The sequence below is a fragment of the Aeromonas sp. R7-4 genome (assembly GCF_040908055.1).
GTDB classification, from domain to species: domain Bacteria; phylum Pseudomonadota; class Gammaproteobacteria; order Enterobacterales; family Aeromonadaceae; genus Aeromonas; species Aeromonas sanarellii.
The window spans coordinates 49,927-76,868 of sequence record NZ_JBFODA010000022.1 but is presented as its reverse complement, the minus strand read 5'-3'; the positions used below and the strand labels follow the sequence as shown (position 1 = coordinate 76,868).

Annotated in this window: 22 protein-coding genes; 10 read left to right on the top strand and 12 right to left on the bottom strand. The window is 64.5% G+C overall.

The window, feature by feature from the left end; all coding sequences use genetic code 11:
* Positions 1 to 4 precede the first annotated feature (4 nt).
* Both AB5Y72_RS04140 and AB5Y72_RS04135 read right to left on the bottom strand, forming a co-directional pair.
* The gene (locus AB5Y72_RS04140; RefSeq protein WP_042078829.1) at positions 5 to 493 is read right to left on the bottom strand and encodes a hypothetical protein; all 489 of its coding nucleotides are present in this window, start codon (positions 491 to 493) and stop codon (positions 5 to 7) included.
* Positions 493 to 3,552, bottom strand: a complete 3,060-nt coding sequence (locus AB5Y72_RS04135) for an FAD-binding and (Fe-S)-binding domain-containing protein (RefSeq protein ID WP_325782976.1) — start codon at positions 3,550 to 3,552, stop codon at positions 493 to 495. Before AB5Y72_RS04135 ends, AB5Y72_RS04140 begins: the two co-directional genes overlap by 1 nt.
* Before the next feature lie 169 nt (positions 3,553 to 3,721).
* On the opposite strand from AB5Y72_RS04135, the gene AB5Y72_RS04130 reads away from it, so the two are divergent.
* The 4 genes from AB5Y72_RS04130 to AB5Y72_RS04115 all read left to right on the top strand — a co-directional run bounded on the left by AB5Y72_RS04130 (position 3,722) and on the right by AB5Y72_RS04115 (position 8,889).
* The gene (locus AB5Y72_RS04130; RefSeq protein ID WP_042078827.1) at positions 3,722 to 4,648 is read left to right on the top strand and encodes a cation diffusion facilitator family transporter; all 927 of its coding nucleotides are present in this window, start codon (positions 3,722 to 3,724) and stop codon (positions 4,646 to 4,648) included.
* Positions 4,649 to 4,926: 278 nt separating this feature from the next.
* Complete coding sequence (locus AB5Y72_RS04125) at positions 4,927 to 6,468, top strand: TerC family protein (protein WP_368198622.1); 1,542 nt, start codon at positions 4,927 to 4,929, stop codon at positions 6,466 to 6,468.
* Between the two features lie 173 nt (positions 6,469 to 6,641).
* On the top strand, positions 6,642 to 7,751 hold the full coding sequence (locus AB5Y72_RS04120; RefSeq protein ID WP_325782978.1) for an alkene reductase: 1,110 nt from the start codon (positions 6,642 to 6,644) through the stop codon (positions 7,749 to 7,751).
* 151 nt (positions 7,752 to 7,902) lie between these two features.
* A complete protein-coding gene (locus AB5Y72_RS04115) occupies positions 7,903 to 8,889 on the top strand; it encodes a zinc-binding dehydrogenase (RefSeq protein ID WP_325782979.1) in 987 nt (328 codons plus the stop codon).
* A 90-nt stretch (positions 8,890 to 8,979) separates the two neighbouring features.
* Here AB5Y72_RS04115 and AB5Y72_RS04110 read toward each other — a convergent pair whose 3' ends face one another.
* A complete protein-coding gene (locus tag AB5Y72_RS04110; protein WP_325782980.1) occupies positions 8,980 to 9,999 on the bottom strand; it encodes an adenosine deaminase in 1,020 nt (339 codons plus the stop codon).
* A gap of 207 nt (positions 10,000 to 10,206) precedes the next feature.
* Here AB5Y72_RS04110 and AB5Y72_RS04105 point away from each other — a divergent pair, with 207 nt between their 5' ends.
* The 4 genes from AB5Y72_RS04105 (at position 10,207) to AB5Y72_RS04090 (ending at position 14,019) form a co-directional block, all read left to right on the top strand.
* Positions 10,207 to 10,956, top strand: coding sequence for an HAD-IIA family hydrolase (locus AB5Y72_RS04105; RefSeq protein ID WP_052816355.1), 750 nt, complete (start codon positions 10,207 to 10,209; stop codon positions 10,954 to 10,956).
* Between the two features lie 142 nt (positions 10,957 to 11,098).
* Entirely contained in the window at positions 11,099 to 11,467 is a 369-nt protein-coding gene (locus tag AB5Y72_RS04100; protein ID WP_325782981.1) for a cupin domain-containing protein, read from the top strand.
* Positions 11,468 to 11,671: 204 nt separating this feature from the next.
* The gene (asnB, locus tag AB5Y72_RS04095) at positions 11,672 to 13,336 is read left to right on the top strand and encodes an asparagine synthase B (RefSeq protein WP_325782982.1); all 1,665 of its coding nucleotides are present in this window, start codon (positions 11,672 to 11,674) and stop codon (positions 13,334 to 13,336) included.
* 182 nt (positions 13,337 to 13,518) lie between these two features.
* A complete protein-coding gene (locus tag AB5Y72_RS04090; RefSeq protein WP_325782983.1) occupies positions 13,519 to 14,019 on the top strand; it encodes a thioredoxin family protein in 501 nt (166 codons plus the stop codon).
* Between the two features lie 79 nt (positions 14,020 to 14,098).
* Here AB5Y72_RS04090 and maiA read toward each other — a convergent pair whose 3' ends face one another.
* The 6 genes from maiA to AB5Y72_RS04060 all read right to left on the bottom strand — a co-directional run bounded on the left by maiA (position 14,099) and on the right by AB5Y72_RS04060 (position 19,617).
* The gene (gene maiA / locus AB5Y72_RS04085) at positions 14,099 to 14,737 is read right to left on the bottom strand and encodes a maleylacetoacetate isomerase (protein ID WP_209792753.1); all 639 of its coding nucleotides are present in this window, start codon (positions 14,735 to 14,737) and stop codon (positions 14,099 to 14,101) included.
* A 68-nt stretch (positions 14,738 to 14,805) separates the two neighbouring features.
* Positions 14,806 to 15,804 carry a fumarylacetoacetate hydrolase family protein gene (locus tag AB5Y72_RS04080; protein WP_325782984.1) on the bottom strand — a complete coding sequence of 333 codons (999 nt, stop codon included), beginning with the start codon at positions 15,802 to 15,804 and terminating at the stop codon, positions 14,806 to 14,808.
* A 10-nt stretch (positions 15,805 to 15,814) separates the two neighbouring features.
* A complete protein-coding gene (locus AB5Y72_RS04075; RefSeq protein ID WP_325782985.1) occupies positions 15,815 to 16,963 on the bottom strand; it encodes a homogentisate 1,2-dioxygenase in 1,149 nt (382 codons plus the stop codon).
* Complete coding sequence (gene hppD / locus AB5Y72_RS04070; protein ID WP_325782986.1) at positions 16,956 to 18,086, bottom strand: 4-hydroxyphenylpyruvate dioxygenase; 1,131 nt, start codon at positions 18,084 to 18,086, stop codon at positions 16,956 to 16,958. The genes AB5Y72_RS04075 and hppD overlap by 8 nt, the downstream gene beginning before the upstream one ends.
* A gap of 236 nt (positions 18,087 to 18,322) precedes the next feature.
* Positions 18,323 to 18,976: an HAD family hydrolase gene (locus tag AB5Y72_RS04065; RefSeq protein WP_368198621.1), complete on the bottom strand. Its 654-nt coding sequence runs from the start codon at positions 18,974 to 18,976 to the stop codon at positions 18,323 to 18,325.
* Positions 18,973 to 19,617, bottom strand: coding sequence for a TIGR01621 family pseudouridine synthase (locus AB5Y72_RS04060; RefSeq protein WP_325782988.1), 645 nt, complete (start codon positions 19,615 to 19,617; stop codon positions 18,973 to 18,975). The genes AB5Y72_RS04065 and AB5Y72_RS04060 overlap by 4 nt, the downstream gene beginning before the upstream one ends.
* An 89-nt stretch (positions 19,618 to 19,706) precedes the next feature.
* Here AB5Y72_RS04060 and AB5Y72_RS04055 point away from each other — a divergent pair, with 89 nt between their 5' ends.
* Entirely contained in the window at positions 19,707 to 21,299 is a 1,593-nt protein-coding gene (locus AB5Y72_RS04055; protein ID WP_325782989.1) for an ABC transporter substrate-binding protein, read from the top strand.
* 136 nt (positions 21,300 to 21,435) lie between these two features.
* On the opposite strand, the gene AB5Y72_RS04050 is transcribed toward AB5Y72_RS04055, so the two are convergent.
* The 3 genes from AB5Y72_RS04050 to AB5Y72_RS04040 form a co-directional block, all read right to left on the bottom strand.
* Positions 21,436 to 22,989: a PAS domain-containing methyl-accepting chemotaxis protein gene (locus AB5Y72_RS04050; RefSeq protein ID WP_209792764.1), complete on the bottom strand. Its 1,554-nt coding sequence runs from the start codon at positions 22,987 to 22,989 to the stop codon at positions 21,436 to 21,438.
* Between the two features lie 119 nt (positions 22,990 to 23,108).
* Positions 23,109 to 24,767 (bottom strand): fatty acid--CoA ligase, encoded by a 1,659-nt coding sequence (locus tag AB5Y72_RS04045; protein WP_325782990.1) that lies wholly within the window; start codon positions 24,765 to 24,767, stop codon positions 23,109 to 23,111.
* Between the two features lie 71 nt (positions 24,768 to 24,838).
* The gene (locus tag AB5Y72_RS04040; RefSeq protein ID WP_368198620.1) at positions 24,839 to 25,417 is read right to left on the bottom strand and encodes an RBBP9/YdeN family alpha/beta hydrolase; all 579 of its coding nucleotides are present in this window, start codon (positions 25,415 to 25,417) and stop codon (positions 24,839 to 24,841) included.
* A gap of 298 nt (positions 25,418 to 25,715) precedes the next feature.
* Here AB5Y72_RS04040 and AB5Y72_RS04035 point away from each other — a divergent pair, with 298 nt between their 5' ends.
* On the top strand, positions 25,716 to 26,768 hold the full coding sequence (locus tag AB5Y72_RS04035) for an AraC family transcriptional regulator (protein ID WP_368198619.1): 1,053 nt from the start codon (positions 25,716 to 25,718) through the stop codon (positions 26,766 to 26,768).
* Positions 26,769 to 26,942: the final 174 nt, after the last annotated feature.

Here is a 26,942-nt window from a genome sequence, read left to right as displayed (position 1 = left end):
GAGATCACCAGGGATAGGTCACCCCTGGCCACTCGGCCCAGGGCAGTTCCCGTCCCGGCAGGCGGGGCTCGGGCCAGCGCCACACCTTGCCGAGCCAGGCGCGCAGCTCGGCCTCAAGCTCGGCATCGGTGAGCGGCGCCTCGGCCACCTTCCAGAAAAAGAGCTCCACCTGCACCTCCGGCAGCACCGAGGGATAGAGGTAGACGCCGCCCCAGAACTCGGGCTCCCGATCCGGGCTCCAGAGGCCGTAGGCAAAGGAGCGCTTGGCGAGAAACTCCGAGCGCTGCCACTCCAGATCGGCCTCATGCTGGCTCAGGCCGAAGTGGTCGGAGGGCCAGACGTCGTCCGGGCGAAACAGCTGATGGAGCTGCTCGCGCTCGCGCAGCATGGCTACGAACTCCACCACCGCCTGATCCGGGCTGACCGGCAGCAACAGAAAATGCGGGTGCCGATGGGCCTTTGGCACCCGAAATCCCTTGGGGAGGCTGAGCATCAGAGCAGTTCCAGCAGGGCCTGCAATGGGTGCTTGAGCTTCTCCCCCTCCATCCGCTTGACCTGGCTACGGCACGAATAACCGGTGGCCAGGCAACGCTCCTTCGGCAGGCGGGCCAGGGGATCGGCCCAGCTGAGGCCATAGATGCCCTTGGAGTTCTCCACCTGTTTGGCATCGTGACCATAGGTGCCCGCCATGCCGCAGCAACCCACCGAGACCGGCTGCAGCCGGGCACCGAAGCGGCCAAACAGGGCGCCCCAGTCGCCGTGGGTGGAGGGTTTCGCCGTCTTCTCGGTGCAGTGGGCAAACAGATACCAGGGCTCGGCAGCGGCATGCTCCTCCCGTACCGGCAGCACCTCTGCCGGCAGGGAGAGCAACCACTCCTGGGGCAGCAGCACCTGGAAGTCGCCGCGGGCCGGGCCCAGCGCCTTCACGTACTCGTCCCGATAGCAGAGCACCAGGGAGGGGTCGACCCCCACCATGGGGATGCCGAGCGCCGCCACCTTGTTGAGGAACTGGGCGCTGCTGGCCGCGGTGCGGGCAAAGGCGCGCAGGAAGCCCTTCACGTGCTGGGGCTTGCCATTGGGCTTGAACGGCAGCAGATAGGGTTGCAGCCCGAGCTTGCTGGCGAGCTTCACCAGGTCACGCACCACGGGGGCGTCGTAATAGCTGGTGAAGGGATCCTGCACGATGAGCACCACTTTTTTACGCTGCTCGGGGCTCATGGCCTCCAGGCCCGGCAGGTCGAAGTAGCGGGCCTTGTGATCGCGCAGCTCCTCGGCCAGGGTCGGTACCGAGAGCAGCGGCACGTCCACCATGCCGATGCTCTTCTCGCTCGCCTTCTGGGCCCACTCTTTCTCGAGGAAGAAGTTGACCAGCTTGGGGGCCTTGGCGAGCAGGGGGGTATAGCTCTCGACGGTGCCGACGAAGTAATCCTTGGGCCCGCGCAGGTAGCGGCTGTGATAGAGCTGCATGAAACGGGCGCGGAAGGTGGGCACGTCCACCTTGATGGGGCACTGGCTGGTGCACGCCTTGCACGCGAGGCACCCCTCCATCGCCTCCATCACCTCGTGGGAGAAGTCATACTGACCGCGGGCGCGGGCCAGGGTGTTGCGGAACTTGTCGACGATCTGCTTGACGCGCAGGCCGCCGCTTTGCAGCGCCACCTCCTCGGCCAGGGGATCGAAGCCCTGCTCCGCGAGCTGGCGCAGCCATTCGCGCATCAGCCCTGCCCGCCCCTTGGGGGAGTGACGCCTGTCCTTGCTTATTTTGACCGAGGGGCACATGGGGGAGTCGGTCTCGAAGGTGAAGCACAGACCGTTGCCGTTGCAATCGAGGGCCCGAGTGTAGCTGGTGCGCACCGCCAGCGGGATCTGGCGATCGAACTTGCCGCGCTTGGGCCCGTCCACCGAGACAAGCGAAGCGCCGCTGCCATAGGGCATGCAGATCTTGCCGGGGTTGACGCGGTTCTGGGGATCAAAGGCGCCTTTGACCCGTTGCAGCTCCTCCCAGAGTTCGCCGAAGAAGGCGGGGCTGTATTCGGAGCGGAACCCCTTGCCGTGCTCCCCCCACATCAGGCCACCGTATTTGGCGGTGAGGGCCACCACCTGATCCGAGATGCGCCGCAGCAACACCTCCTGCTCGGGGTCGCACAGGTCCAGCGCCGGGCGCACGTGCAAGACCCCCGCATCCACGTGGCCGAACATGCCGTAGTCGAGGCCATGGGCGTCCAGCAGGGCGCGAAACTCCATGATGAAGTCCGCCAGAGACTCCGGCGGCACCGCGGTGTCTTCGGTGAAGGCCACCGGCTTCTTGCGCCCCTCGGCGTTGCCGAGCAGCCCCACCGACTTCTTGCGCATGGCGTAGATGGTCTCGATGCTCGGCAGGTGGTCGCACACCTGATAGCCGATGATCCCCGCCTCCCCCCTGGCCAGCAGGGCGTCGATGCGCCGGCACAGCTCGTCCACCTTGGCCTTGTGTTCGGCCTCGTCGGTATCCGCAAACTCGACGATGTTGAGCCCCTGCAGATCCTTGCCGGGCACATCCTGGATCAGATTTTTGACCGAATGCCAGATGATGTCGGCGCGGGCCAGCCCCAGCACCCGGGAATCCACCGTCTCCACCGACAGGGCGTGAGCCTCTACCATAAAGGGGGCATTGCGCAGGGCGGAGGGGAAGCTGTCGTACTTGACGTTGACCAGGGTCCGGTAGCGCGGGATGGGGGTGATGTTAAGCCTGGCTTCGGTGATAAAGCCGAGGGACCCTTCCGAACCGCATAGCACCCGGCTCACGTCCAGGGTGTCGCTCTCGGGGATATAGAGATGCTTGAGATCGTAACCGGTCAGAAAGCGGTTCAGCTTGGGGAAGGTGGCCTCGATGTCGGCGCGGCGCTCCTTGCCGATACGATAGAGGGTGCGATAGATCTCCCCCTCGCGGCTCTCCAGGGCCAGCTTGTCCGCCAGACGCGTGCCGCTGACCGGCTCGGTGGCCATGATGTCGCCGTTCTCCAGCACGGCTTTGAGGCCGAGCACGTGATCCGAGGTCTTGCCGTACACCAGCGACCCCTGCCCCGAGGCGTCGGTGTTGACCATGCCCCCCAGGGTGGCGCGGTTCGAGGTGGAGAGATCCGGCGAGAAGAAGTAGCCGTGGGGTTTCAGATAGGCGTTGAGCTGATCCTTGACCACCCCGGCCTGGGCCCGTACCCAACCCTGCTCCAGATTAATTTCCAGGATCTGGTTCATATGGCGCGAGAGATCGACGATAATGCCGCCGCCCAAGGACTGACCATTGGTGCCGGTACCGCCGCCGCGAGGGAAGAAACTCAAGGCCGCGTACTCGGGCCCCTGGGCCAGCTTGAGCATCACCGCTATGTCATCCGCGCTGCGCGGATAGAGCACCGCCTGAGGTACTACCTGATAGACGCTGTTATCCGTCGCCATCGCCAACCGGCTTGCATAAGACTTTTCGATATCACCACGAAATGCTGAGCGCGCCAGCAACTCAAGAAACTGCAGGGTTGTAGGTGACAAACTGTCCTGGTAATCGAGTCTCGGGATCATGAATCCTTGTTCCCTTCCTTTGCTTGATGCCGGAACTCCGGCGACAACGACCGTTCGGGCCAGCCTCTTCGCGGGCCCCCGAACCAGTCCGCTCACATGTGAGCGGGCAGTATATCAGCTAGAAAACCGCTTGCGCGCGCAATCTTCACCATTTGAAAGGAGGACTCTTATGGCTAATCACAGCCATGTTATCAGTACGCTGATCCGCACCGAAAAACAGGCGCTGACCCTGTCGCTGTTTGGTTGCATCACCTTTGCCATTTTCGGCATCGGCTATGGCCTCTTCGTCGGCTCCAACGCCATCATGCTCGACGGCATCTTCACCCTGTTCAGCATGGGCATGACGGGCCTCGGACTCATCACCGCCTACCTGGTCACCCGCCCCTCAGACGCCCGCTTCCAGTACGGCTACGCCCACTTCGAACCCATCGCCAACGTCATCAACGGCGCCATCATTCTGCTGCTCTGTCTGGCGGCACTCTACAACGGCCTCACCACCCTGCTGGCGGGCGGACGGGAAATAGACCTCGGCCACGCCCTCATCTATGCCGTCGTCTCCACCTTCTTTTGCGGCATCCTCTATCTCATCGAGGCCGACGTGGCCGAGCGGGTCGACTCCGAGCTGGTGCGGGTGGACTCCAAGGAGTGGCTGGTGGACACCCTGCTGAGCGCCACCCTGCTCATCGGCTTCCTGGTCGCCATCGGGCTCGATACCCTGGGTTACGGCCACTACAACCGCTTCATAGACCCGGTGCTGGTCTCGCTGCTGGCCCTGTGTGCCACCCTCATTCCCATCAAGGTGCTGGGCCGCAACCTGCGGGAAGTGCTGAAGATTGCCCCCAAGGGGGATGTCTCCCGGCTGGTGGCCAGCGAAGTCGAGGCCCTGCGCCTGCGCCATGGGATCGAGTGCTACAGCCACCTGGCGAAAAGCGGCCGCCGCTTCGATCTCGAACTCAACATTCTGGTGGCCCCCGGCCAGGAGTGGCCCGTCGAACGCCAGGACGCCCTGCGCCAGGAGCTCTGGTCCCGCCTCGGCGACACCCTGGGGGATGCCTGGCTCTCGGTCTGCTTCACCCGCGAGAAACGCTGGCTGTAATGCCCCTGAGGGGGAGGTCATCCGCCGCCTCCCCCTGTCATCACATCTTCCTGGGTTCCCTCTTGCCAAAACGGTGCCAACCGCTATCATCAGGGCTCACTTTTGACCCGAGGTTTTATTGCCCATCATGGACAATCCCCGAAGTAGCCCTTCGTCTTTTCCCATCAAAGCCTATCTGTACCTGCTCAACCAACGCCTCTGAAGCGAACGCCCCTGTCACCACGGCGTCCTTGCCGTGACCGCGATTCACTGCATCTGTCTTCATTGAGGTTTATGATATGGAATTTCTGCTGGACCCCTCTATCTGGGTCGGTCTGCTTACCCTGATCATCCTGGAAATCGTTCTCGGGATAGACAACCTGGTCTTCATCGCCATCCTGGTGAAAAAGCTGCCCCCCGCCCAGCGGGACAGGGCGCGCATCATCGGCCTGTCGCTGGCCCTGCTGATGCGCCTGGGGCTGCTCAGCGTGATGTCTTGGCTGGTCACTCTCACGACCCCCATTCTGCACGTCTGGGATCACCCCTTCTCGGGGCGGGATCTCATCCTGATGGGGGGAGGCCTCTTCCTGCTGTTCAAGGCGACGTCAGAGCTGCACGAGCGGCTCGAGGCCAGGCCGGAGGAGCAGGGCGCGACTGGCGTCTATGCCGGGTTTGGGGTGGTGATCGCCCAGATCCTGGTGCTGGATGCTGTCTTCTCCCTGGACTCCATCATCACCGCCGTCGGCATGGTGGATCACCTCGGCGTCATGATGGCGGCCGTGACCATCGCCATGGTGGTGATGGTGCTCGCCTCCAAGCCCCTGACCCGCTTCGTCAACGCCCACCCCACGGTGGTGGTGCTCTGCCTGAGCTTCCTGCTGATGATCGGCTTCAGCCTGGTGGCGGAAGGCTTCGGCTTCCACATTCCGAAGGGCTACCTCTATGCGGCCATCGGCTTCTCGGTGCTCATCGAGTTCTTCAACCAGCTGGCCCAGCGCAGCGCCCTGCGCCATGAGGCCCGCCAGCCCCTGCGCGAGCGCACCACGGCCGCCATCTTCAAGCTGATGGGGGGCAACAAGCGCTCGGCACACCCGCAGGAGGACGAGGAAGAGGAGCAGGATGCGCCCCTGCCCCCCGGCTTCGGTGAGGAGGAGCGCTACATGGTGAGCGGCGTGCTCTCCCTGGCAGAGCGCTCCATCCGCACCATCATGACCCCCAGGGCCGAGATGGAGTGGGTCGACGTGAACGACGGCGCCGAGGAGATCCGCGCCCTGCTGCAGCGGGCCCCTCACAGCCTGTTCCCGGTCTGCGACGGGGAGCTGGACGAGATCATCGGGGTGGTGAAGGCCCGGGATCTGCTGTTTGCCCTGAACGAGGGGCAGTCCCTCGCCGAGCTGGCCAGGCAGAACGATCCCGTCATCGTGCCCCAGACCATCAACGTGATCCGGCTGCTGGCGGAGCTGCGCCAGGCGCGCGGCAGCCTCATCCTGGTGGCGGACGAGTTCGGCGTCATCCAGGGGCTGGTCACCACCCACGACCTGCTGGAGGCCATCGTGGGCGAGCTGCCGGACGAGGACGAGGCCCCGGACGTGGTCATCGACGGCGCCGGCTGGCTCATCAACGGCAGCACCAACATCCATCAGGTCGAGCAGACCCTGAATTGCGACGGCCTGGTGAGCGAGAGCGACGAGTACGTGACCCTGGCGGGCATGCTGCTCTCCCACTTCGGCAGCCTGCCCGAGGTGGGCCAGCAGCTGCAGCTCGGCCGGTTTTGCTTCGAGGTCATGGGCGTGAGCGAGCGCCGCATCGAGCGGGTACGGGTCACGCCGCTCGCCCCCTGATCCCCGACGGCAATGACATGAAGAGAGGGCCGCCGGCCCTCTTTTTCATGGCGACACCCCGGGGAGTTCGACCCATTGCTGTGAAAACGGCAATTCTCTTCTGCAATACCCCCTCTTTTTCACAACGACCATCCCCTCTAGAGTCTCCTCCATTCCAAGATGAGGAGTTCACCATGAGCCACGACAACCTGTTCTGCCCCCTGCGCCTCGGCCAGCTGCACCTTGCCAACCGCATCGTCATGCCCCCCATGACCCGCTCCCGCGCCAGCCAGCCCGGCGACGTGGCGAACGCCATGATGGCCACCTATTACGCCCAGCGCGCCGGGGCCGGCCTCATCATCTCCGAGGGCACCCAGATCGATCCCATGGGCAAGGGCTATGCCTGGACCCCGGGGATCCACAGCGCTGAACAGATCGCGGGCTGGAAGGGGGTGACCGATGCCGTCCACGCCAAGGGGGGCACCATCTTCGCCCAGCTCTGGCACGTGGGCCGGGTCACCCATCCCGACAACATCGGCGGCGCCCAGCCCATCTCCGCCTCCGCCATCCAGGCGAAAGGAGTACGGGTGTTTGTCGACAACGGCAGCGATGCTCCGGGGTTTGTCGAGACGGTCACGCCCCGCGCCATGACCCAGGCCGATATCGACGCCGTGGTGGGCCAGTTCCGCCGGGCAGCCCGCAACGCCATGGAGGCCGGTTTCGACGGCATCGAGCTGCATGCCGCCAACGGCTACCTCATCAACCAGTTCCTCGACTCCGAGTCCAACGCCCGCACCGATGGCTACGGCGGCTCCCTGGAGAACCGGCTGCGCTTCCTGAAAGAGGTGACCGAGGCGGTCTGCCGCGAAATCGGGTCAGATCGGGTTGGCGTGCGCCTGGCCCCCCTCACCACCTTGAACGGCACCGTGGATGCGAATCCCCAGGAGACCTACCTGGCCGCCGCCCGCCTGCTGGGCCAGCTCGACGTGGTCTATCTGCACGTGGCCGAAGCGGACTGGGACGATGCGCCCCTGATGGCGGAGAGCTTCAAGCAGGGGCTGAGGGACGCCTTCCCCAACACCCTCATCTACGCGGGCAAGTACGACGGCAAGCGGGCTCGCGCCGCCCTCGCGGCGGGTTGGGCCGACATGATAGGCTTCGGTCGCCCCTTCGTGGCCAATCCGGATCTGCCGAACCGGCTGCGCCACGGCTACCCCCTCGCGCCCCACGATCCCGCCACCCTGTTTGGTGGCGGCGAGAAGGGGCTGACCGACTATCCCGCCTATGAGGCCGCGCAGGCCTGAGGCGGCCAGTTCGCAGAGACGACCGACAGCCCGGGCGGGCCCCACCAGCGGGGGCCCGCCTCGCTGTCTTGTGACTGCAACCATGGAGAATGGTGTTGTCGCGCTACCTTATTCAATCAGGGGATCCCCCCTCATCCAACAAGGAGTCACCATGAGCCATACCCAGGCCTGGTGCTGGCACGCCCCCGGCGAGCCGGGCCAGCTCACCCTCACCCGGCAAGCGCTCCCCGTCCCCGGGGCCAACGACGTCCTCATCGCCAATCGGGTCATCGCCCTCAACCCGGTGGACTGGAAACTCATCGAGCATGGCCACCCCCAGTGGCAGCCAGGCCATGTGCCAGGCGTCGACGGCATGGGCACCATAGTGGCGCTGGGCGCCAACGTCAGCCATCTGCGCCTCGGCACCCGGGTCGCCTATCACACCGACTTGCGCCACGGCGGCAGCTTCGCCCACCACGGCTGCGTGCCGGCCCGCGCCCTGCTGCCGGTGCCCGATGCCCTGAGCGACGAGGCCGCCGCCGCACTGCCCTGCCCCGGCCTCACCGCCTGGCAGGCGCTGGCCAAGCTGCCGCGCCTACACGGGGAGGCGCTGCTCATCACGGGGGCAGGCAGCAATGTGGGGCGTTTCGCGGTGCAGCTCGCGCTCAGGCAGGGGGCACGGGTCTTTGCCAGCGCCAGCCACCGTCACCATGGCTGGCTCAGGCAGCTGGGGGTGCAAGGGGTCGCCGACTATCGCGAGCACGACTGGCTGGCCCAGCTGCAGGCCGCCAACGGAGGGGAACCGTTCGAGGGGATCATCGATCTGGTCTCCAGCCAGCAGGCTGAAGCCTTGTTGCCGGCCCTGGGCTACTATGGCCACATGGTGACTGTGCTCGGGCGCATCGCCAGCAACCCGCAGCCCCCCTTTGCCCACTGCCACTCATTGCACGAGATTGCGCTCGGGGCCCAGCACGCCTTCGGCACCGACCGGCAGTGGAGCCGTCTGGTGGCGGCCGGGGTCGCCATGATGGCGCAGATGGCGAGCGGCGAGCTCGGTTTGCCGCCGCTGGTGATCGGCGACTTCGAGGCACTGCCCGCCCTGCTCGACCGTCTCAAGCGCGAGGGGCAAGGGGAGAAGTTTCTGGTGCGGGTGGCCTGATACCCGCTCGGCCCGCCGCCGAGGCTGACAAGAGAGAGGCCCGCCAGTCATGGCGGACCTCTTTGCCTCTCATCTTCATCGGCGCCTGGCTCAGTGCAGGCTCACCCCGTGCAACGCAGCATGCTGGCGAATGTCCCGGGTCAGGCGCACCTTGTCCGTCAGGCTCAGCCAGCTCGCCTCCACCGCATTGAGGCACAGGCGGCAGAGCTGCTCCCGGCTGGCGCCGAGCGCTTGCACCAGCGCCTGGAAGTTGGCCGTCAGGTAGCCACCGAAATAGGCGGGATCGTCGGAGTTGACGGTGACGCAGAGCCCCTGCTCCAGGAGGATCAGCACGTTGTGGTGCGCCATCTCGTCAAACACCTTGAGCCGCACGTTGGAGAGGGGGCAGACGGTGAGCGGCAGCCGGGTATCCGCCAGGAAGCTCAGCAGCTCGGGATCCTCGCTGCAGCGCACCCCGTGATCGATGCGCTTCACCTCAAGCTCCCGTATGGTCTGCCAGATGTATGCCGCCGGCCCCTCCTCCCCGGCGTGGGCCACCACCGGCAGCCCCAGCTCCCGGCAGCGGGCAAAGACCCGGGCAAACTTGCCGGGCGGATTGCCGAGCTCGCTCGAGTCGAGACCGAAGCCGTGGATGCGGGAGAGGAAGGGGCTTGCCTCTGCCAGCGTGGCGAAGGCCGCCTCCTCGCTCAGGTGGCGCAGGAAGCTCATGATAAGGCGCCAGCTGATACCGAACACCCGCTCCGCCTCCTGCAGCGCCCGCTCTATGCCCCCCAGCACCGTCTCGAACGCAATGCCGCGGGCGGTATGGGTCTGGGGATCGAAGAAGATCTCCACGTGCACCACCTTGTCGGCTGCGCAGCGCTCCAGATAGGCCCAAGTGAGGTCAAAAAAATCCTGCTCGGTGACGAGCACGCTGGCCCCCAGGTAGTAGAGATCGAGGAAGGATTGCAGACAGTCGAACTCATAGGCGGCCCTCAGGCTCGCCACGTCGGGCCAGGGCAGGGTCACACCGTTGCGCTGGCCAAGGGCAAACATCAGCTCGGGCTCCAGGGTGCCCTCGATATGCAGGTGCAGTTCCAGCTTGGGCAAGCCGGCAATAAAGTGCTCCATGATGACGGCTCCATCGTCAGATCCTGTGCGGGCACCACCGGGGCGGCGCCCTCCCTTGTCTTCCATTGTGCACCCATCTGGCGCGCCGGGGGAGACTTGTCATCAAAGCGCCTTATAATGGCGTCACAAAAAACAACATAACTATTTGAAGATCTTGAGGGTTGGCGCAACGTTCCGCCGCCTCTTGCGCCTACACAAGGAGTCCCCATGAAAAAAAGCGTCATCTGCGACATCGACGGCGTCATCCTGCACAACAACGATCTGGTACCCGGTGCCGATCGCTTCGTCCATCGCCTGTTGGAGCAGGGCAGCAAGCTGCTGTTTCTCACCAACTACCCGGCCCAGACCCAGAAAGATCTGCAAAACCGCTTCCGCTCCGCCGGCATCGAGGTGCCGGAGGAGTGCTTCTACACCTCCGCCATGGGCACCGCCGACTTCCTCAAGCGTCAGGACGGCAAGAAGGCCTATGTGATCGGCGAAGGGGCCCTGACCCACGAGCTCTACAAGGCGGGCTTCACCATCACCGACATCGACCCCGACTTCGTGGTGGTGGGGGAGACCCGCAACTACAACTGGTCCATGATGCAGCTGGGGGCCAAGTTCGTGGATCAGGGGGCCCGCTTCATCGCCACCAACCCGGACACCCACGGCCCATTGATGCACCCGGCCTGCGGCGCCCTGTGCGCCCCCATCGAGCGGATGACCGGCAAGAAGCCCTTCTACGTGGGCAAGCCGAGCGCCTGGATCATCCGCGCGGCGCTCAACCGGATGGAGGCCCACTCCGACGACACCATCATCATCGGCGACAACCTGCGCACCGACATACTGGCGGGCTTCCAGGCCGGTCTCGAGACGGTGCTGGTGCTCTCAGGGGTGAGCAAGGTGGCGGACATCGACCGCATGCCGTTTCGACCGAACCACATCTTCGACTCCGTGGTCGACATCGACATCGTCTGATCCCCTGCCCCGCCCCCGGGCGGCGAGCGCACAACACGGGCCCCCTTGGCAAAGGGGGCCCGTTTCGTTTAACGTAACCGCAACATTGTTAAACAAACTAAACGGGAGCAGGATGCTCCCCTCGCCACCGCAAGGACGCACCATGAAGAGCCTGAACGACTGGATCCTGCTGGACCAGCACACCGTCTCCCCCACCCCGCTGATGCCCGCCCCCGAGCGGATCCGGGCCGGCAACCCGAGCCAGACCCTGTGGAATCACTACTCGGACCCGAGCCAGCAGTTTCACGTGGGCTTCTGGGCCTGCGAGCCGGGCCGCTGGGCCGTGCACTACACCGAGCACGAGTATTGCCAGTTGCTGGAGGGGGAGGCGCGGATCCACGACGGTCAGGGTGGCCAGCTGCACCTCAAGCCGGGCGATCAATTCGTCATCCCGGCGGGCTTCGTCGGCGAGTGGGAGACCCTGGTGGCCTGTCGCAAGCTCTATGTGATCTTCGAACCCGCCGCGACCTGACGCGCACGTCAACCTTGTTCCCTTTTCCGGGCGACCGTGCGGTGACCATCCCCTGGCACGGCTTGACGCTTACGGCATGATTTTCTGCGGTTTTCCCGCTTGCAAAAGGGTTTTCCGCTAGGCATTGTGATTGGCGAGGAATGTAAATGGAATTTCGAGCCCAAACGTGGGGGGCTCATATAAAAATCAAGAGGATTACCGCCAATGTGTTCTATTTTCGGCATTCTGGACATCAAGACCGACTCCGCCACTCTGCGCAAATCGGCCTTGGAGATGTCCAAGCGACTGCGTCACCGCGGGCCTGACTGGTCCGGCGTCTACAGCTCCGACAAGGCCATCCTGGTGCACGAGCGCCTGGCCATCGTCGATCCGGGCAACGGCGCCCAGCCGCTCTACAACCCCGAGCGCACCCACGTATTGGCCGTCAACGGCGAGATCTACAACCACAAGGAGCTGGAGAGAAACCTCAAGGTCGATTTCCAGTTTCAGACCCACTCCGACTGCGAGGTGCTGCTGGCCCTTTACAAAGAGAAGGGCCCCGCCTTCCTGGACGATCTCAACGGCATCTTCGCCTTCATCCTCTATGACGCCGAGCAGGATGCGTATCTTATCGGTCGCGACCACATGGGGATCATCCCCCTCTACACCGGCCGCGACGAGCACGGCAACTTCTACGTCGCCTCCGAGATGAAGGCCCTGGTGCCGGTGTGCAAGAGCGTCGAGACCTTCCCGCCGGGACACTACCTCTGGAGCAAGGATGGCGAACTTAAAACTTGGTACAAGCGCGACTGGATGGAGTACGCCGCAGTCGAGCACAACGTCAGCGACAAGGCCGAGCTGAAAGCCGCGCTGGAAGCGGCGGTCAAGCGCCAGCTGATGTGTGACGTCCCCTACGGCGTGCTGCTCTCCGGCGGGCTGGATTCGTCCGTCATCTCCGCCATCACCAAGCTCTATGCCGCCCGCCGAGTCGAGGATGACGACAAGAGCGAGGCCTGGTGGCCGCAGCTGCACTCCTTCGCCGTCGGCCTGGAAGGCTCGCCGGACTTGGCCGCCGCCCGCAAGGTGGCCGATCACCTCGGCACCATCCACCACCAGATCCACTTCACCGTGCAGGAGGGGCTGGACGCCCTGCGGGACGTCATCTATCACCTCGAGACCTATGACGTCACCACCATCCGCGCCTCCACGCCCATGTACCTGATGGCACGCTACATCAAGGCGATGGGCATCAAGATGGTGCTCTCCGGCGAAGGCTCCGACGAGCTGTTCGGTGGCTACCTCTACTTCCACAAGGCGCCCAACGCCCGGGAGTTCCACGAGGAGACGGTGCGCAAGCTGTCCGCCCTGCACCTCTACGACTGCCTGCGGGCCAACAAGTCCATGGCCGCCTGGGGCGTGGAGGGCCGCGTGCCCTTCCTCGACAAGGAGTTCATGGACGTGGCGATGCGCCTCAACCCCGCCGACAAGATGTGTGGCAAGGGCAAGATCGAAAAGCACATCCTGCGGGAAGCCTTCGAGGATCTGCTGCCCCACGAGGTGGCGTGGCGCCAGAAGGAGCAGTTCTCCGACGGCGTGGGCTACTCCTGGATAGACAGCCTCAAGGCCATGGTCGAGGAAGAGGTGACGGATCAGATGTTCGAGGCGGCGGCGTTCCGCTTCCCCATCAACACCCCGCTCACCAAGGAGGCCTACTACTACCGCGCCATCTTCGACGAGCACTTCCCGCTGGAGTCCGCCGCCCGCACCGTGCCCTACGGCAAGTCCGTCGCCTGCTCCACCCCGACGGCGCTCGAATGGGATGCCAAGTTCAAGGAGATGGCCGACCCGTCAGGCCGCGCCGTGATGGACGTCCACCAGCAGAGCTACTGACAACGCCGCGAACCGGCAGCCAACCACACAACAAAGCCCTTCTCGAGGGGCTTTGTTGTTTTCTGCCATTCCATTTCTGCTTTTTGCCTTCCCCCTCCCCGCTTGCCGCTTGGCGAAGGGGGTCGTTCGTGTCACATTGTTGCTGCTTGGAAGCCAAACAATAACGACACAAGGAAGAGACCATGAAACACCTGCTATTGCCCCTGGTGCTGGGCACCCTGCTGTTCAACGGCGCCGCCCGCGCGGACGAGCACTTCTGGGCCAGGGGCCTGCCCGATTACAGCCAGGGCTATGACGCGACGCGGGATCCGGCGAAAGATCTGGCCACCGCCACTACCAGGGCGCAGCAAGAGGGCAAAAAGGTCTTGCTGCTGGTGGGGGGCGAGTGGTGCAGCTGGTGCCAGGAGATGAACCGCTTTCTGGACCGGGAGCCGGATCTTGCCAGCCAGCTCAACCGCACCTTCGTGGTGGTCAAGGTGAACGTCAGCGAGCAGAACAAGAACGAATCCTTCCTCAAGGCCTATCCCGAGTATCTGGGGGTGCCCCACTTCTACGTGCTGGACGCCCGCGGCAAGCTGCTGGAATCCTTCAACACCGGGTTGCTGGAGAAGGAGAAGAGCTATGATGAGGCGAAATTCGGCAAGTTCATCGCCTTCTTCCAGCGCCAGGAGGTTCGCAGCTGACAAGCCCCGGCCATGATCCAAACACCCCGCACGGTCGCCTGACGGTGCGGGGTGTTTGTTGTTTATCACGGAGGTGAAATCAGGGCTGGGCGTCTGGCTGATTGGCGGGGGCGGCCTTGATAAAGGCCTGCAGCTGCTCGCAGTTGGCGACGATACGGTTGATGGTGGGGTAGTCGTCCAGGGTCATGTTGAAGCGGCGGGCGTTGTAGACCTGGGGCACCAGCATGCAATCCGCCAGGGTCACCTCGTTGCCGACGCTGTAGACCCCGGCCGTGGTCATCAAGAGCTGCTCCAGCGCGGTGAAGGTCTCGTCGATCCAGTGGCGATACCAGCTGGCCTCCTGCTCCTTGCCCACCCTGAAGACCTCCTCCAGATAGTTGAGCACTCGCAGGTTGTTGAGGGGGTGGATGTCGCAGGCGATCATGTTGACTATCTGGCGCACCCTGGCCCGCTCCTCGGGGGCGGACGGCATCAGGGGGTGGGCGGGGTAGGTCTCGTCGAGGTACTCCATGATGGCCACCGACTGACCCACCTGCACCTCGCCGTCCACCAGAAACGGCACCAGCCCCTGGGGGTTGATCCGGCGATAGGCCTTCTCCCGCTGCTCTCCCTGCCGCAGATTGATCGGATGCTGCTCATAATCGAGCCCCTTGAGCTGCATCACGATCCGCACCCGATAACTTGCCGATGACCGCCAATATCCAAACAACTGCAACATAGTCTGTCCCTGTGTTGGCAGGAGCAAGGACACCTGCCGCTCGCCAGCCCCTGTCCCCGCCGATCCTCTCACTGCGTCTGGCTGGCGTCCGCCGGCATGACCCGCTGCAAAATGGTGCCAAACAGATTCAGTCCATTGCGATCCTGCATCGCGATGGACACTGTATCACCAAAGCGCAGGAAGGGTGTAGTGGCTTGACCCGACTCGATAATTTCCAGCATCCGCAGCTCGGCAAGGCAGGAGGAGCCAAGGCTTCTGTCGTAATTGGAGACGGTACCCGAGCCGATGATGCAGCCCGCTCCGAGGGACCGGGTCTTGGTGGCGTGGGCGATGAGCTCATAGAAGTTGAAGGTCATGTCCACCCCAGCGTTGGGCTGCCCGAACAGGGCGCCGTTGAGGTGTGTCACCAGGGGCAGGTGCACCTTGCCATCGCGCCAGTCGCCGCCGAGCTCGTCCGGGGTGATGGCCACCGGCGAGAAGCTGCTGGAGGGCTTGGACTGGAAGAAGCCGAACCCCTTGGCCAGCTCCCCCGGGATGAGATTGCGCAGGCTCACGTCGTTGACCAGCATCAAGAGCTTGATGTGGCCGGCCGCCTCTTGCGGGCTCGTCCCCATGGGCACGTCGTCCGTAATGACGGCCACTTCCGATTCGAAATCGATGCCCCACGCCTCGGAACCCATGACGATGGGACCGCGCGGAGCCAGGAATGTATCCGAGCCTCCCTGGTACATCAGGGGATCGTGCCAGAAGCTGTCCGGCATCTCGGCGCCGCGGGCCTTGCGCACCAGCTCCACGTGGTTGACGTAGGCGCTGCCATCCAGCCACTGGTAGGCGCGGGGCAGCGGGGAGAGGCAGGCCCCCTCATCGAAGGGGAAGGCATCCGGGCAGGTGCCGTCGTTGAGGGCCTGATAGACGCTTGCCAGTCGTGGCGCCACCTCGTCCCAGGCGTCCAGAGCCCCTTGCAGGGTGGGGGCGATGGCCGGCACGCGCACGGCGCGGGAAAGATCCCGGCTCACCACCATCAGGGCGCCGTCGCGGCTGCCGTTGTTCAGGGTTGCCAATTTCATGTGGAATTCCTTATTTGCCGCTGGTCTCTGGCCGCTGCCAGCTGGAGACATACTGGAGGTTCTCGACCTTCTCGCCGATCTGGCCGACGGCCAGGGCGTCCCGGGTATCGAGCATCACCGCTACCTCGTCGGTGAAGGTCTTGGCATGGGCCAGCCCTGCCGCAAACGCCTTGGGATGGGGGCCGTGGGTGAAGCCGGCGGGGTGGAAGGTGACCATGCCCCGCTCAATGTTGTCCCGGCTGAAGAAGTCCCCGGCGTGGTAGAAGAGCACCTCGTCGAAATCATCGTTGCTGTGATAGAAGGGCACCCGCAAGGCGCCGGGATCGCTCTCTATGGGGCGCGGCACGAAGGTGCAGATGACAAAGCGGCTCGTCACGAAGGTGGAGTGGGCCGAGGGGGGCAGATGGTAGCGGTGGCTCATCAGGGGACGGATGTCCCGCCAGTTGAGGCGCACCACGCACAAGTCCCCGTGCCAGCCCTGGGCATCCAGGGGGTTGAAGGGCCAGGTGACGACCGAGACCTGGTTGTGGCGCTTGATCTGCAGCGACCAGGGGTTCTCGTCCTGCTGAGCCAGGAAACGCTCGTTGATGGCGGGCACGTCCAGTGCCGCCGGATCGAAGATGGCGTGGTTGCCCACCAGCCCCTTGTCCGGCAGCTGGTAGCTGTCGTCCGTCGCCTCGATCATCAGGATGAACAAGGGGGCTGTGGGCTCGATGCGCCACATGGTGCCACGGGGGATCACCACATAGTCCCCATCTTTCAACGTGAGATGGCCGTAGTCGCAGTAGAACTCGCCGCCCCCCTCGTGGATGAACAGCAGCTCGTCCCCGTCGGCGTTGCGCACCAGGAACGGCATGGGCTCATGCAGGCGCCAGATCCGGTAGCGGCAGTGGGGATTGCTGAGGATGTCCGGCATCACCCAGGGGGAAAGGGAACTCACCTCCTCCTGCAGCTCGTTGAGATCGAAGGCCCGCGGCCTCAGCGGCCCCTCCCAGTTGCTCCAGTCGGTGGGGGCGTGCTTGTGGTGCATGTGGGTGGCGGGGCCGAAGAAGCCGGAACGCCCCAGCTCGCGCTCGTAGATGGCCTGCTCCGGCAGATCGGCATGGGCCTGGCGGGAGTGGGTCCCCTCCCGATGGGGGAAGCTTATCCAGTTACGCATCGTTAGGTTCTCCCTTTCTCTGGCCCTGCTCGGCGCCATCCAGCACGCCACGGCGGATCTGGTCCAGCTCGATGGATTCGAACAATGCCTGGAAGTTGCCCTCGCCAAAGCCTTCGTTGCCCTTGCGCTGGATGATCTCGAAGAATACGGGGCCGATCACGGTGTCGGTGAAGATCTGCAGCAGGATGCCGTCCTTCGTCGGCGAGCCGTCGATGAGGATGCGCAACTCTTTCAGCGCCGCCAGATCCTCCTGGTGCCCCGCCACCCGGCTGTCCACCTTCTCGTAGTAGGTGTCCGGGGTCGGCATAAAGCCGGTCCCCCGCCCTCTGAGCGTGCGGATGGTCTGATAGATGTCGGCGGAGGCGAGCGCGATGTGCTGGATCCCCTCCCCCTTGTACTGGCGCAGGTACTCCTCGATCTGGGACTTGTCGTCCGCCGACTCGTTGATGGGAATGCGGATCTTGCCGCAGGGCGCCGTCATGGCGCGGGAATGCAGCCCGGTCAGCTTGCCCTCGATGTCGAAATAGCGGATCTCGCGGAAGTTGCCGATCCGCTCGTAGAAATTCGACCAGAGGTTCATGTTGCCGCGATGGACGTTGTGGGTCAGGTGATCGATCTCATAGAGCCCCGCATCCACCTCGGCCATGCGCGTCTGCCAGTCGGGGTAGAAGACGAAGTCCACATCATAGATGGAGCCTCGCTCGCCATAGCGGTCGACAAAGGAGAGGGTGCTCTCGCCGATGCCGTAGATGGCGGGGATGTTGAGCTCCATGGGGCCTATCTTGCCGACGAAGGGCTTGGCCCCCTGGGCAATAGCGTACTGCTGGGCCAGGCCCGCGTCCGCCACCCGAAACGCCATGCCACAGACGCTCGGGCCGTGGGCCCGGGCGAACTCCTCCGCCTGGGAGTGGGGCTCGGCATTGACCACGAAGTTGATGTCCCCCTGGCGATAGAGCCAGCACTGCTTGTGCCTGTGCCTGGCCACTTCGGCAAAACCCAGGGAGACGAACAGCGCCTTGAGGGCATCAATGCCCTTGGCATCGGGCGCCGTGTACTCGACGAACTCGAACCCGTCGGTGCCAAGCGGGTTGATGGTATGAGTACGGGAAGAGGGGGTCGTCATGATGCGCTCCTTGCGATGAACGGATAACGAAATGGGTCACGCCGGATGGCTCGACAGCAGCCAGACGGCCTTGTTAACAACTTGTTTCATTAGAGAGGCGGGCGCCGAAGATGAGAAGAGGTGGTATTCAGATAGTTTGGCGGGGATCTGCGGCAAAAAATGTAAATGAAGTGTGACAACCATGTCCCAGCCTTGCGCTGCGCTCCTTGGCGCCCCACAAGGCTGTCAGCTTTGCCTTACAGGTGCCAGGTTTTCACCCTGAGGTGGGGCAAGCGGGCCCGCGCCAGTTGCAGACGGCGGCGCGTCGGATTGATGAACCAGGCCTCTTCCCCCAACGCCAGCAGCGGCAGATCGTGCAGGCTGTCGCTCAGGGTGAGCACGGCGTCCAGGGTGAGGAGCTCGGGCTGCAACTTGTGCCTGCCGTGGCAATAACAACGCGGCACCAGGCCACCGAGGCGATAGTGCATGCGTGAGCCCAGAATGCGATGGGGGAGCTTTGGCAGTTGACGATGGAGCTGGGCTCGTACCAAGGCGTGGGGGCTCGCGGAGATGACCCAGCAGCGGTGCCCCTCTCCCATCAAGAGGGCGCGCGCCTCCCGATAGAGGCCGGGCCGGGTCAGGCAGTACTCCCGCACCAGTCGGCGCCACGCCAGGGGCGAGAGCCCCAGGGTGATGGCCCACCAGATCAGCGAAATGCCGCGTCGGCGCTGGCTTGGCAGCAGATAGACAAGCCCGCCCAGCGTCATCACCGGCCACAGCAGCAGCGGCCAGAGACGGCGGCGCAGGATATGGCGCAGCAGGCCAGCATGGCTGTCACCGGGCGCCAGGGTGTCGTCAAAGTCCGCCAGGATCCAGCCGCTGGCAGGCACCTTCGCGGCGGCGGCACTCACTCGCCAAGTCCCGCGATGGCGGCGTGCAGCTCGGGTAGCAGAAACTGCGCCCCCTCGTCGGGCGGGCAGACAAGATCGAAGGGCTCCCCCGCCAGGGTGAAGGCGAGACGCCAGGCGTGCAGATAGCCGCGATCCGCCGCCGTGCCGCCGTAACGCTCGTCGCCGAGGATGGGGGCGCCGATGCTCTTCATGGCCACCCGGATCTGGTGGGTCTTCCCAGTCTGGGGCTTGATGCGATAGAGGCGCAGCCCCTCGCGCACCGACACCGAATCGAACCAGCTGATGGCGGGGTTGTTCAGGGTGCGGGCCAGCATCCAGCTGCCACCGCGCCCCTTCTCCATGTCCCCCTTCACCCAGCCCTGCTTCTTCTTCGGCTTGCGATCGGAGAGGGCCAGATACTGCTTGCTCACCTCCCTCGCCGCAAAGGCCATGCTGAGCGCACGGTTGGCCTCGGGCGTGCGGGCCAGCAGCACCAGTCCCGAGGTCATCTTGTCCAGACGGTGGACCGGATAGAGGGTGAGCCCCGTGTCCTGCTTGACCCGGCTGACCAGGCCAGGCTCACCGCCGTCGTCATGCATGCCTAGGCCTGGACTCTTGTCGATCACCATGAAATCTTTGTGTTGCAACTGTATCCGGTACATCTATAACCCTTTAGAATGTATTTTGTTAACAACTAGAATGCAGGCCTGCAGGCCATCCCCCATGGACCCTCAGTACAAGAATCGCACGAATGAAAAAATGCCTGTTTTGGCTGTTGTTGATTGGCATCAATTACGCCTCCCCCCTCCTGGCCAGTGAGCGCACTCATGAGCTGCCGGACCGGGTGGTCTTGCAGTTGCGCTGGCTGCACCAACCCCAGTTCGTGGGCTATCACATGGCCAAGGCCAAGGGGTACTATGCCGACGCCGGGCTGGATGTCGAGATCCGTCCGGGCGGCAAGGGGATAAGCCCGGTCCAGGAGGTGCTGAGTGGCCGCGCCGACTTCGGGGTCGGCAACACCGAGGTGCTGACGAGTTACGCCAATGGTGAACCCCTGCTGGCACTTGCCAGCGTCTATCAGCACTCCCCGTCCATCTTCCTGGCCCGTCGCGACAGCGGCATTCTCACCGTTGCGGACATGCGTGGCAAACGGATCATGATGTTCCCCGGCCATCAGGACGCCGAGCTGCTCGCCACCCTCTACTATCAGGGGCTGCACGAGCGCCAGCTCATCCCGGTGCCCACCTCGGTCAACATCGACGATCTGATCGAGGGCAAGATAGACATCTTCAACGCCTACCTCAGCAACGAGCCTTTCTACCTGGAGGAGCGCGGCGTCTCGGTCTCCGTCATCAATCCCCGCAACTACGGCATCGACTTCTACAGCGACATCCTCTTCACCACCCAGACGCAGGAACAGCTCAACCCGGATCGGGTGGCGCGCTTTCGGGCCGCCAGTCTCAAGGGGTGGCGCTACGCCCTCGCCCATCCCGAGGAGGCCATCGCCCTGCTGCGCACCGAATATGGTGTCAGCCGCAGCCAGGCCCACATGGAGTACGAGTTGCAGATGAGCAAGGAGATGATCCAGCCGCTCTATGTGGAGATCGGGTATATGAATCCGGATCGCTTCGCCCACATCATGCAGCAGCTGGTCGAGATAGGGCTGGTGGCCAGGCCGGTGTCCCTGACCCGCTTCCTCTACCGGGTGCCGTCCGAGCAGTGGATCTTCTGGCGCCCCTGGTTCTTGCTGAGCCTGGGAGCCGGCGCCATCATACTGCTGCTCGCCCTCTACCTGCTCGCCAACAACAAGCGGCTCTACCGGGAGGTGGCGCTGCGCAAGCAGCGGGAGCAGGAGATACTGCAGCTGGCTCGGCGCGATCCCCTCACCGGATTGCCCAATCGCCTGAGCCTGATGGAGCAGTTGAAGACGCAGGTACAGAGCGACAAGCCGGGCTGCCTGCTGTTTTGCGATCTCGATGACTTCAAGCGCATCAACGACAACTTCGGCCACAGCCAGGGGGATGCGCTGCTCTGTCAGCTGACCCGGCGGATCCACGACGCCATCGGCCATCATCACTTCTTCGCGCGCCTCGCGGGGGACGAGTTCATCCTGCTGCTGCCCGGCTACGACACCCATCAGGCGGAGGCGGTCACCGGGGTGATCCGCCAGGCCATGGAGGCCCCCTTCGTGGTGAGTGATCAACCCATGCGGGTCGGGATCAGCATAGGGGTCAGCCAGTACCAGCAAGACTGGAGCCCGGAGCAGTGGCTCATCCAGGCCGACAGGGCCATGTATTGCGACAAGAGCGGCGGCCTCATGACGCTGGCGGAACAGTCCGGCTGATGCCGCGATGGCAGATGGTGCGAAGGCCGGAGGGGGCCGGCCGAGGGGGGCATGCCCCGCATCCAACACCGCGAGCCCCGCGCCCGCAAGAGAGAGGCCACCCAGGGGTGGCCTCTTTGCATTCAGGGGATGGAGACTAGCCGAAGGTCTGCCCCAGGGACTTGAGCTGGCGCGCCTTGGTGAGCAGGATGTCGCTCGAGGCGTCCATGTCCTGCATCTTGCTGCTGTTGGTGTGGGAGTGCTGGGAGATGACGTTGACGTTTCGGCTGATGTCCTCGACCACCGCCTGCTGCTCCTCCGCCGCCGCCGAGATCTGGGTCGACAGGTCGACCACCCGCTCTATCTCCGCCAGCACCTGATGCAGGCTCTCCGATCCCTGCCGGGTCAGGGCGACGCAGGACTGGGTCTGCTGCAGGTTCTGCTGCATCATCCCCTTCCAGTTGTTCAGGGTGCGCTGGATCTGCCCTATGCTGCCCTGGATCTGTTCGGTTGCCTTGTGGGTGCGGGTGGAGAGGGTGCGCACCTCGTCCGCCACCACCGCGAAACCGCGCCCCTGCTCCCCGGCCCGCGCCGCCTCGATGGCGGCGTTGAGCGCCAGCAGATTGGTCTGATCCGCGATGCCCTGGATCTCGCTCATCAGGACTCCGATGCGATCCGACTCCTCCGCCAGTGCCACCGCGGCCGTGAAGGCATGCTCTGCCTGGGTCGCCAGCTCCGTCACCCTCTGCTGGGTATCCTCCAGCTGCTGGTCTGTGTTCTCGCAGTGGGCCTTGGCCTGGGCGATCTGGTTGTCCGTCTCCTGGATGTTGCGGGCGATCTCGTGGGCGGTGGCCGCCATCTCGGTGATGGCGGTCGCCACCTGCTGGGTCTGGATGTCCTGCTCGGCGATGTCGGCGCTGGCCTCGCTGGAGGCGGTCTTGAGGTGCACCGCCAGATCCTGCAGGGAGAGGGTGGCATCGTCCACCCGCCCGAGTACGGTGCGGATCCTGGCCTGCAGCAGCTTGATGTGGAAATCGGCGATGGCGCTGGGCTCGTCCCCCGAGTAGATGAGCCGGGTCAGGCTGTCATACTCTTCGGCCAGCTGGCGCAGATAGCGGGGGGTGGTGATGAGGGCGTGGCGATAGAGAAGGCCCAGCCACGCCATGGGCAGCAACATGAACAGGGGAGCCCACGGCCCCATCAGATAGCCGCCCCCTGCCAGCATCAGCAAGAGGCCGACGATGGCCAGCGCGGGGCGCACGGGGCGCAGGCTCAGGCCCGCCTTGCGCTCCCCCCGCTCCACCGCCTTCAGCCTGGCGTAGGTGCGGGCGGCCACTTCCTTCATCTCGGGGGTGGCGCGGCTGCGCACCGACTGGTAGCCGTTGATCCGCCCCTGCTCGAAGATGGGGGTGACATAGGCATCGACCCAGTAGTAGCGCCCATCCTTGCAGCGGTTCTTCACCATGCCGCGCCAGGGTTTGCCCTGCTTGAGCTTGCCCCAGAGATCGGCGAAGGCCGCCTTGGGCATGTCCGGGTGGCGCACCATGTTGTGGTGCTGCCCTATCATCTCCGCACGGCTGTATCCCGCCACCCGACAGAAGTGATCATTGGCGTAGGTGATGACCCCCTGCAGATCCGTGGTGGAGACCAGCTGTTCATTGACGGGAAAATCCACTTCTTCGTTGACAAGATGAACCTGATGTTTACCCATAGCGCACGCCTCTTATGTAATGGCTCAATTAGCGTAGTCAAGCGTTCTGGTCCCAACAATATGCCCCCTCAAACAGTGGGGGCGGACTAGGGGCAGGTTCAGGTGTGATGGTGGGAGGCTCAGTGTCCCCCCGACCCGCCGAGCTCCCGCTCCCGGATGAGCCTCTTGTTCACCTTGCCGACGCTGGTCCTGGGGATCTCCTGCACGATGCGGATCTGGCGGGGAATGGCCCAGCGGTTGATGCAACCGCTCTCCACGAACCCCTGCAGGTGCGTCTTGATGGCCTGGGGATCCAGGCTCACTCCCTCCTTGCCGACCACCAGCGCCAGCGGGCGCTCCCCCCACTGCTCGTCGGGTACCCCCACCACGGCCACCGAGTGGACCCCGTCGTGGGCGCTGATGAGGTTCTCCAGCGCCAGCGAGCTGATCCACTCGCCGCCGGTCTTGATCACGTCCTTGATGCGGTCCTTGATCTCCACCGTCCCCTGGGGATCGATGGAGGCCACGTCCCCGGTGTGCAGCCAGCCGCCTTCCCAGAGCTCAGCCCCCTTGCCCGGCTCCTTCAGGTAGCCCTGCACCAGCCAGGGGGCGCGCACCACTATCTCCCCCATGGCCTCGCCGTCGTGGGGCAGCTCCCGGCCCGCCAGATCGACGATGCGCAGATCCACCAGGCCGATAGGCTTGCCGGTCTTGATGCGCAGCGGCAACTGTTCCGCCATGGGCAGTGCCAGCTCCGTCTCGGTCAGGTGCACCACGCACAGGAGCGGGCAGGTCTCCGACATGCCGTAGCCGGCGTGCACCCGGATCCCCTTCTGGCTGGCCTGGGCCGCGAGGCCGAGCGGCAGCGCGCTGCCCCCCAGCAGCATCTTCCAGCCCTCGAACGAGGTCTGTTTGGCCTCCTCGCAATCGAGGATCATCTGCAAGATGGTCGGCACGCAGTGGGAGAAGCTCACCCCCTCGTCCCGATAGAGGCGTACCAGCTTGTTCGGCTCGTAGCGGCCAGGATAGACCTGCTTCACCCCCAGCATGGTCGCCACATAGGGCACGCCCCAGGCGTGGACGTGGAACATGGGAGTGATGGGCATGTAGACATCGTCGGAGCAGAGCAGCGACTGCCCCGCATGGGCCGCCAGGGTCCCCAGCTCGTTGAGGGTGTGCAACACCAGCTGGCGGTGGCTGAAATAGACCCCCTTGGGATCCCCCGTGGTGCCCGTGGTGTAGAACAGGGTCGCCACCGAGTGTTCATCGAAGTCGGGGAAGTCGAAGTGATCGCCCGCCCCGGCCAGCAGCGTCTCGTACTCCCCCAGCACCGGCAGGCGGGTCGGTGTCGCTTTGTCGTCGGTCAGCTGGACATAGCCGCGTACCGTGGGCAGCTGGTGCTGGATGGTTTCCAGCACCGGCAGGAAGTCGTCGTGCACCAGCACCAGGTGATCCTCGGCGTGGTTCATCGTGAAGGCGATCTGCTCGGGGGAGAGGCGCACGTTCACCGTGTGCAGCACGGCGCCTATCATGGGCACCGCGAAGAAGCACTCGAGGGAACGGTGGCTGTCCCAGTCCAGCAGGGCGACGGTGTCGCCGGGGCCCACTCCCGCCGCCGTCAGCAGGTTGGCGAGGCGGTGGATGCGCTGCTTGAGGGTGCGATAGTCGTAGCGAAGCCTGTCTGCGTAGACGATCTCCCGCTCCGGGTGATAACGCCCCCCGGACAGCAGCAGGCTCTTGATCAGCAGCGGATAGGCGTGGGCGCCCTCTGCCGGCGCAATGATGCGGGTCTTCACCATAGGGACTCCTTTCGGTTCATGGTCACAGGCTTGTGGACTGCAGGGGAGACTCCGTCCCCTGAATGGGATGATCAGCGCTCGAAGCGTGCCAGCAGCGCCCGGGCCTCTGGCCAGGGGCCGAAGCCGCTCGCCGGATTGAGGTGCCCCACGGCGCCGACGTCGACGAGCGCGCTCCCCCAGTCGCGGGCCAGGGCGCGGACCGCCTCCGGACTCGCCAGGGGATCGTTCTGGCTCATGGCCACCAGGCTCGGGAATGGCAACCCGGTGCGCGGCAAGGGGTGCCAGCCGCCAGCCGCCATGGCCTCCTTGCTGGGGTAGTGGGACGGCCAGTCGGCATCCAGATCCGGTGGCGTCACCAGCAGGGCGCCCTGGACCCTGTGCTGTCTGGTTGCGCCGTACTGGGCAGCCCAGTGGGCCACCATCAGCACTCCGGCACTGTGGGCCACCAGGATCACCGGCCCCTCGATGGCGGCGAGGGCCTCCTCGATGGCCTCGACCCTGGCCTTGCAGCTCAGCTTGTCCGAGGTGAGCGGCGGCACGGTGACCACCTGCTCCAGCTCGGCGGCGAGCAGGGCCTGCCAGTGATCCACCACGTGATCGCGCAGGCCCGGCACTATCAGCACCCTGGCCCTGGGTTGCCCTTGTTTCATCTCACTCCCCCTGTCCTGGCTATCCGGCGAGAGCCGGCCGATATGGAAGCCACAGTAAGGGGCTCACCATTCGGCTGCTTTACCTTGGGTGCCATGGAGTTGTCTTTTTGCGACAGAGACTCGGCCGGACAAGGCGGCGATCACGGGGTCGGGACGCCATCGGAAGCGGACTGTGAGCGAGCTCACCCCCTGGGATCTGCGACTAATAGATAAGTTAATAAGCCTTCCCATGATGTAGCCGAAATGATAATAAATGGTTAACAACCAGCAGATGAGCTGTCGCCATGGGAACTGCATCATGACCCTTCTTGCCAGAGCCGCTACCCTCACCAACTACCTCGACGTCGCCCGCCAACTGGGCCTCAACACCCCCAGCCTGCTGTCCCAGGCCGGGCTCAGCGCCTCCATACTGGATGTCCCGAATCAGCGCATCCCGGTCGCCACCATCATCAACCTGCTGGAGCTCACCGCCCGCACCGGCGACTGCCAGAGCCTGGGACTGCGCATGGCGGAGCATCGCCAGCTGTCAGATTTTGGCGAGGTGAGCCTGCTGCTGAGCTACCAGCCCAATCTGCGCGAAGCCCTGCAGGTGATGGTGCAGTACATCCACCTGTTCAACAACGCCCTGGCCATCTACATCGAGGAGGCGGGCAAGACGGTCATCATCCGCGAGGAGATCATCACCGACACCCCCATGCCGTCGCGCCAGACCACGGAGCTCGCGGTCGGCGTCATGTACCGTTTCTGCGCCTCCCAGGTTGGGATTGGCGCCAACTGGCACCCAATCAGCATCAACTTCACCCATGACGCGCCGGCGGATCTCTCCATCCACAAGCGGCTGTTCGGCTGCAAGCTGGAGTTCGGCAGCGAGTTCAACGGCATCGTCTGCCACGCCGCAGATCTGGACGTTCCCAATCCCCTGGCCAACCAGGCCATGGCCCGCCACGCGCGCCAGTACCTGGACACCCTGGTGGTGGAGACCCAGCAATCCCTGCTCACCGACGTGCGCAAGGCCATCTACCTGCTGCTGCCCATGGGGCGCGCCACCATAGAGCAGATCGCCCGCACCCTGGGGATGAACGTGCGCACCCTGCAGCGCCACCTCGAGGAGAGCGGCGCCACCTTCAGCGAGCTGGTCAACGAGGTACGCCGGGACCTGGTGATGCGCTACCTGCAAAACTCCGGCTATTCGCTGGGCCACATCGCCGACATGCTGGGCTACTCCATGCCGAGCTCCTTCACCCGCTGGTTCAACGCCCAGTTCGGCATGCCGCCGGCCACCTGGCGCACCCGCAACAAGATAGTGCCCAAGGCGGCCCAGAACGTGCGCACCAGCCTGGCCTACGGCTAGGCCAGTCAGCTCTGTTGCCAGAGGTTAACGAGGGAGGCCAGTGCCTCCCTCTTTGTATTCCCCTCTCCTGGCGGCAGGAGCCACCGCCTATCAGCACGGGGATCAAGGTAGCGACATCCCCTTCCCTGTTCATCCCGCACATTTCCACCATAGCGTCCAAAAGAAGAGGGAGGC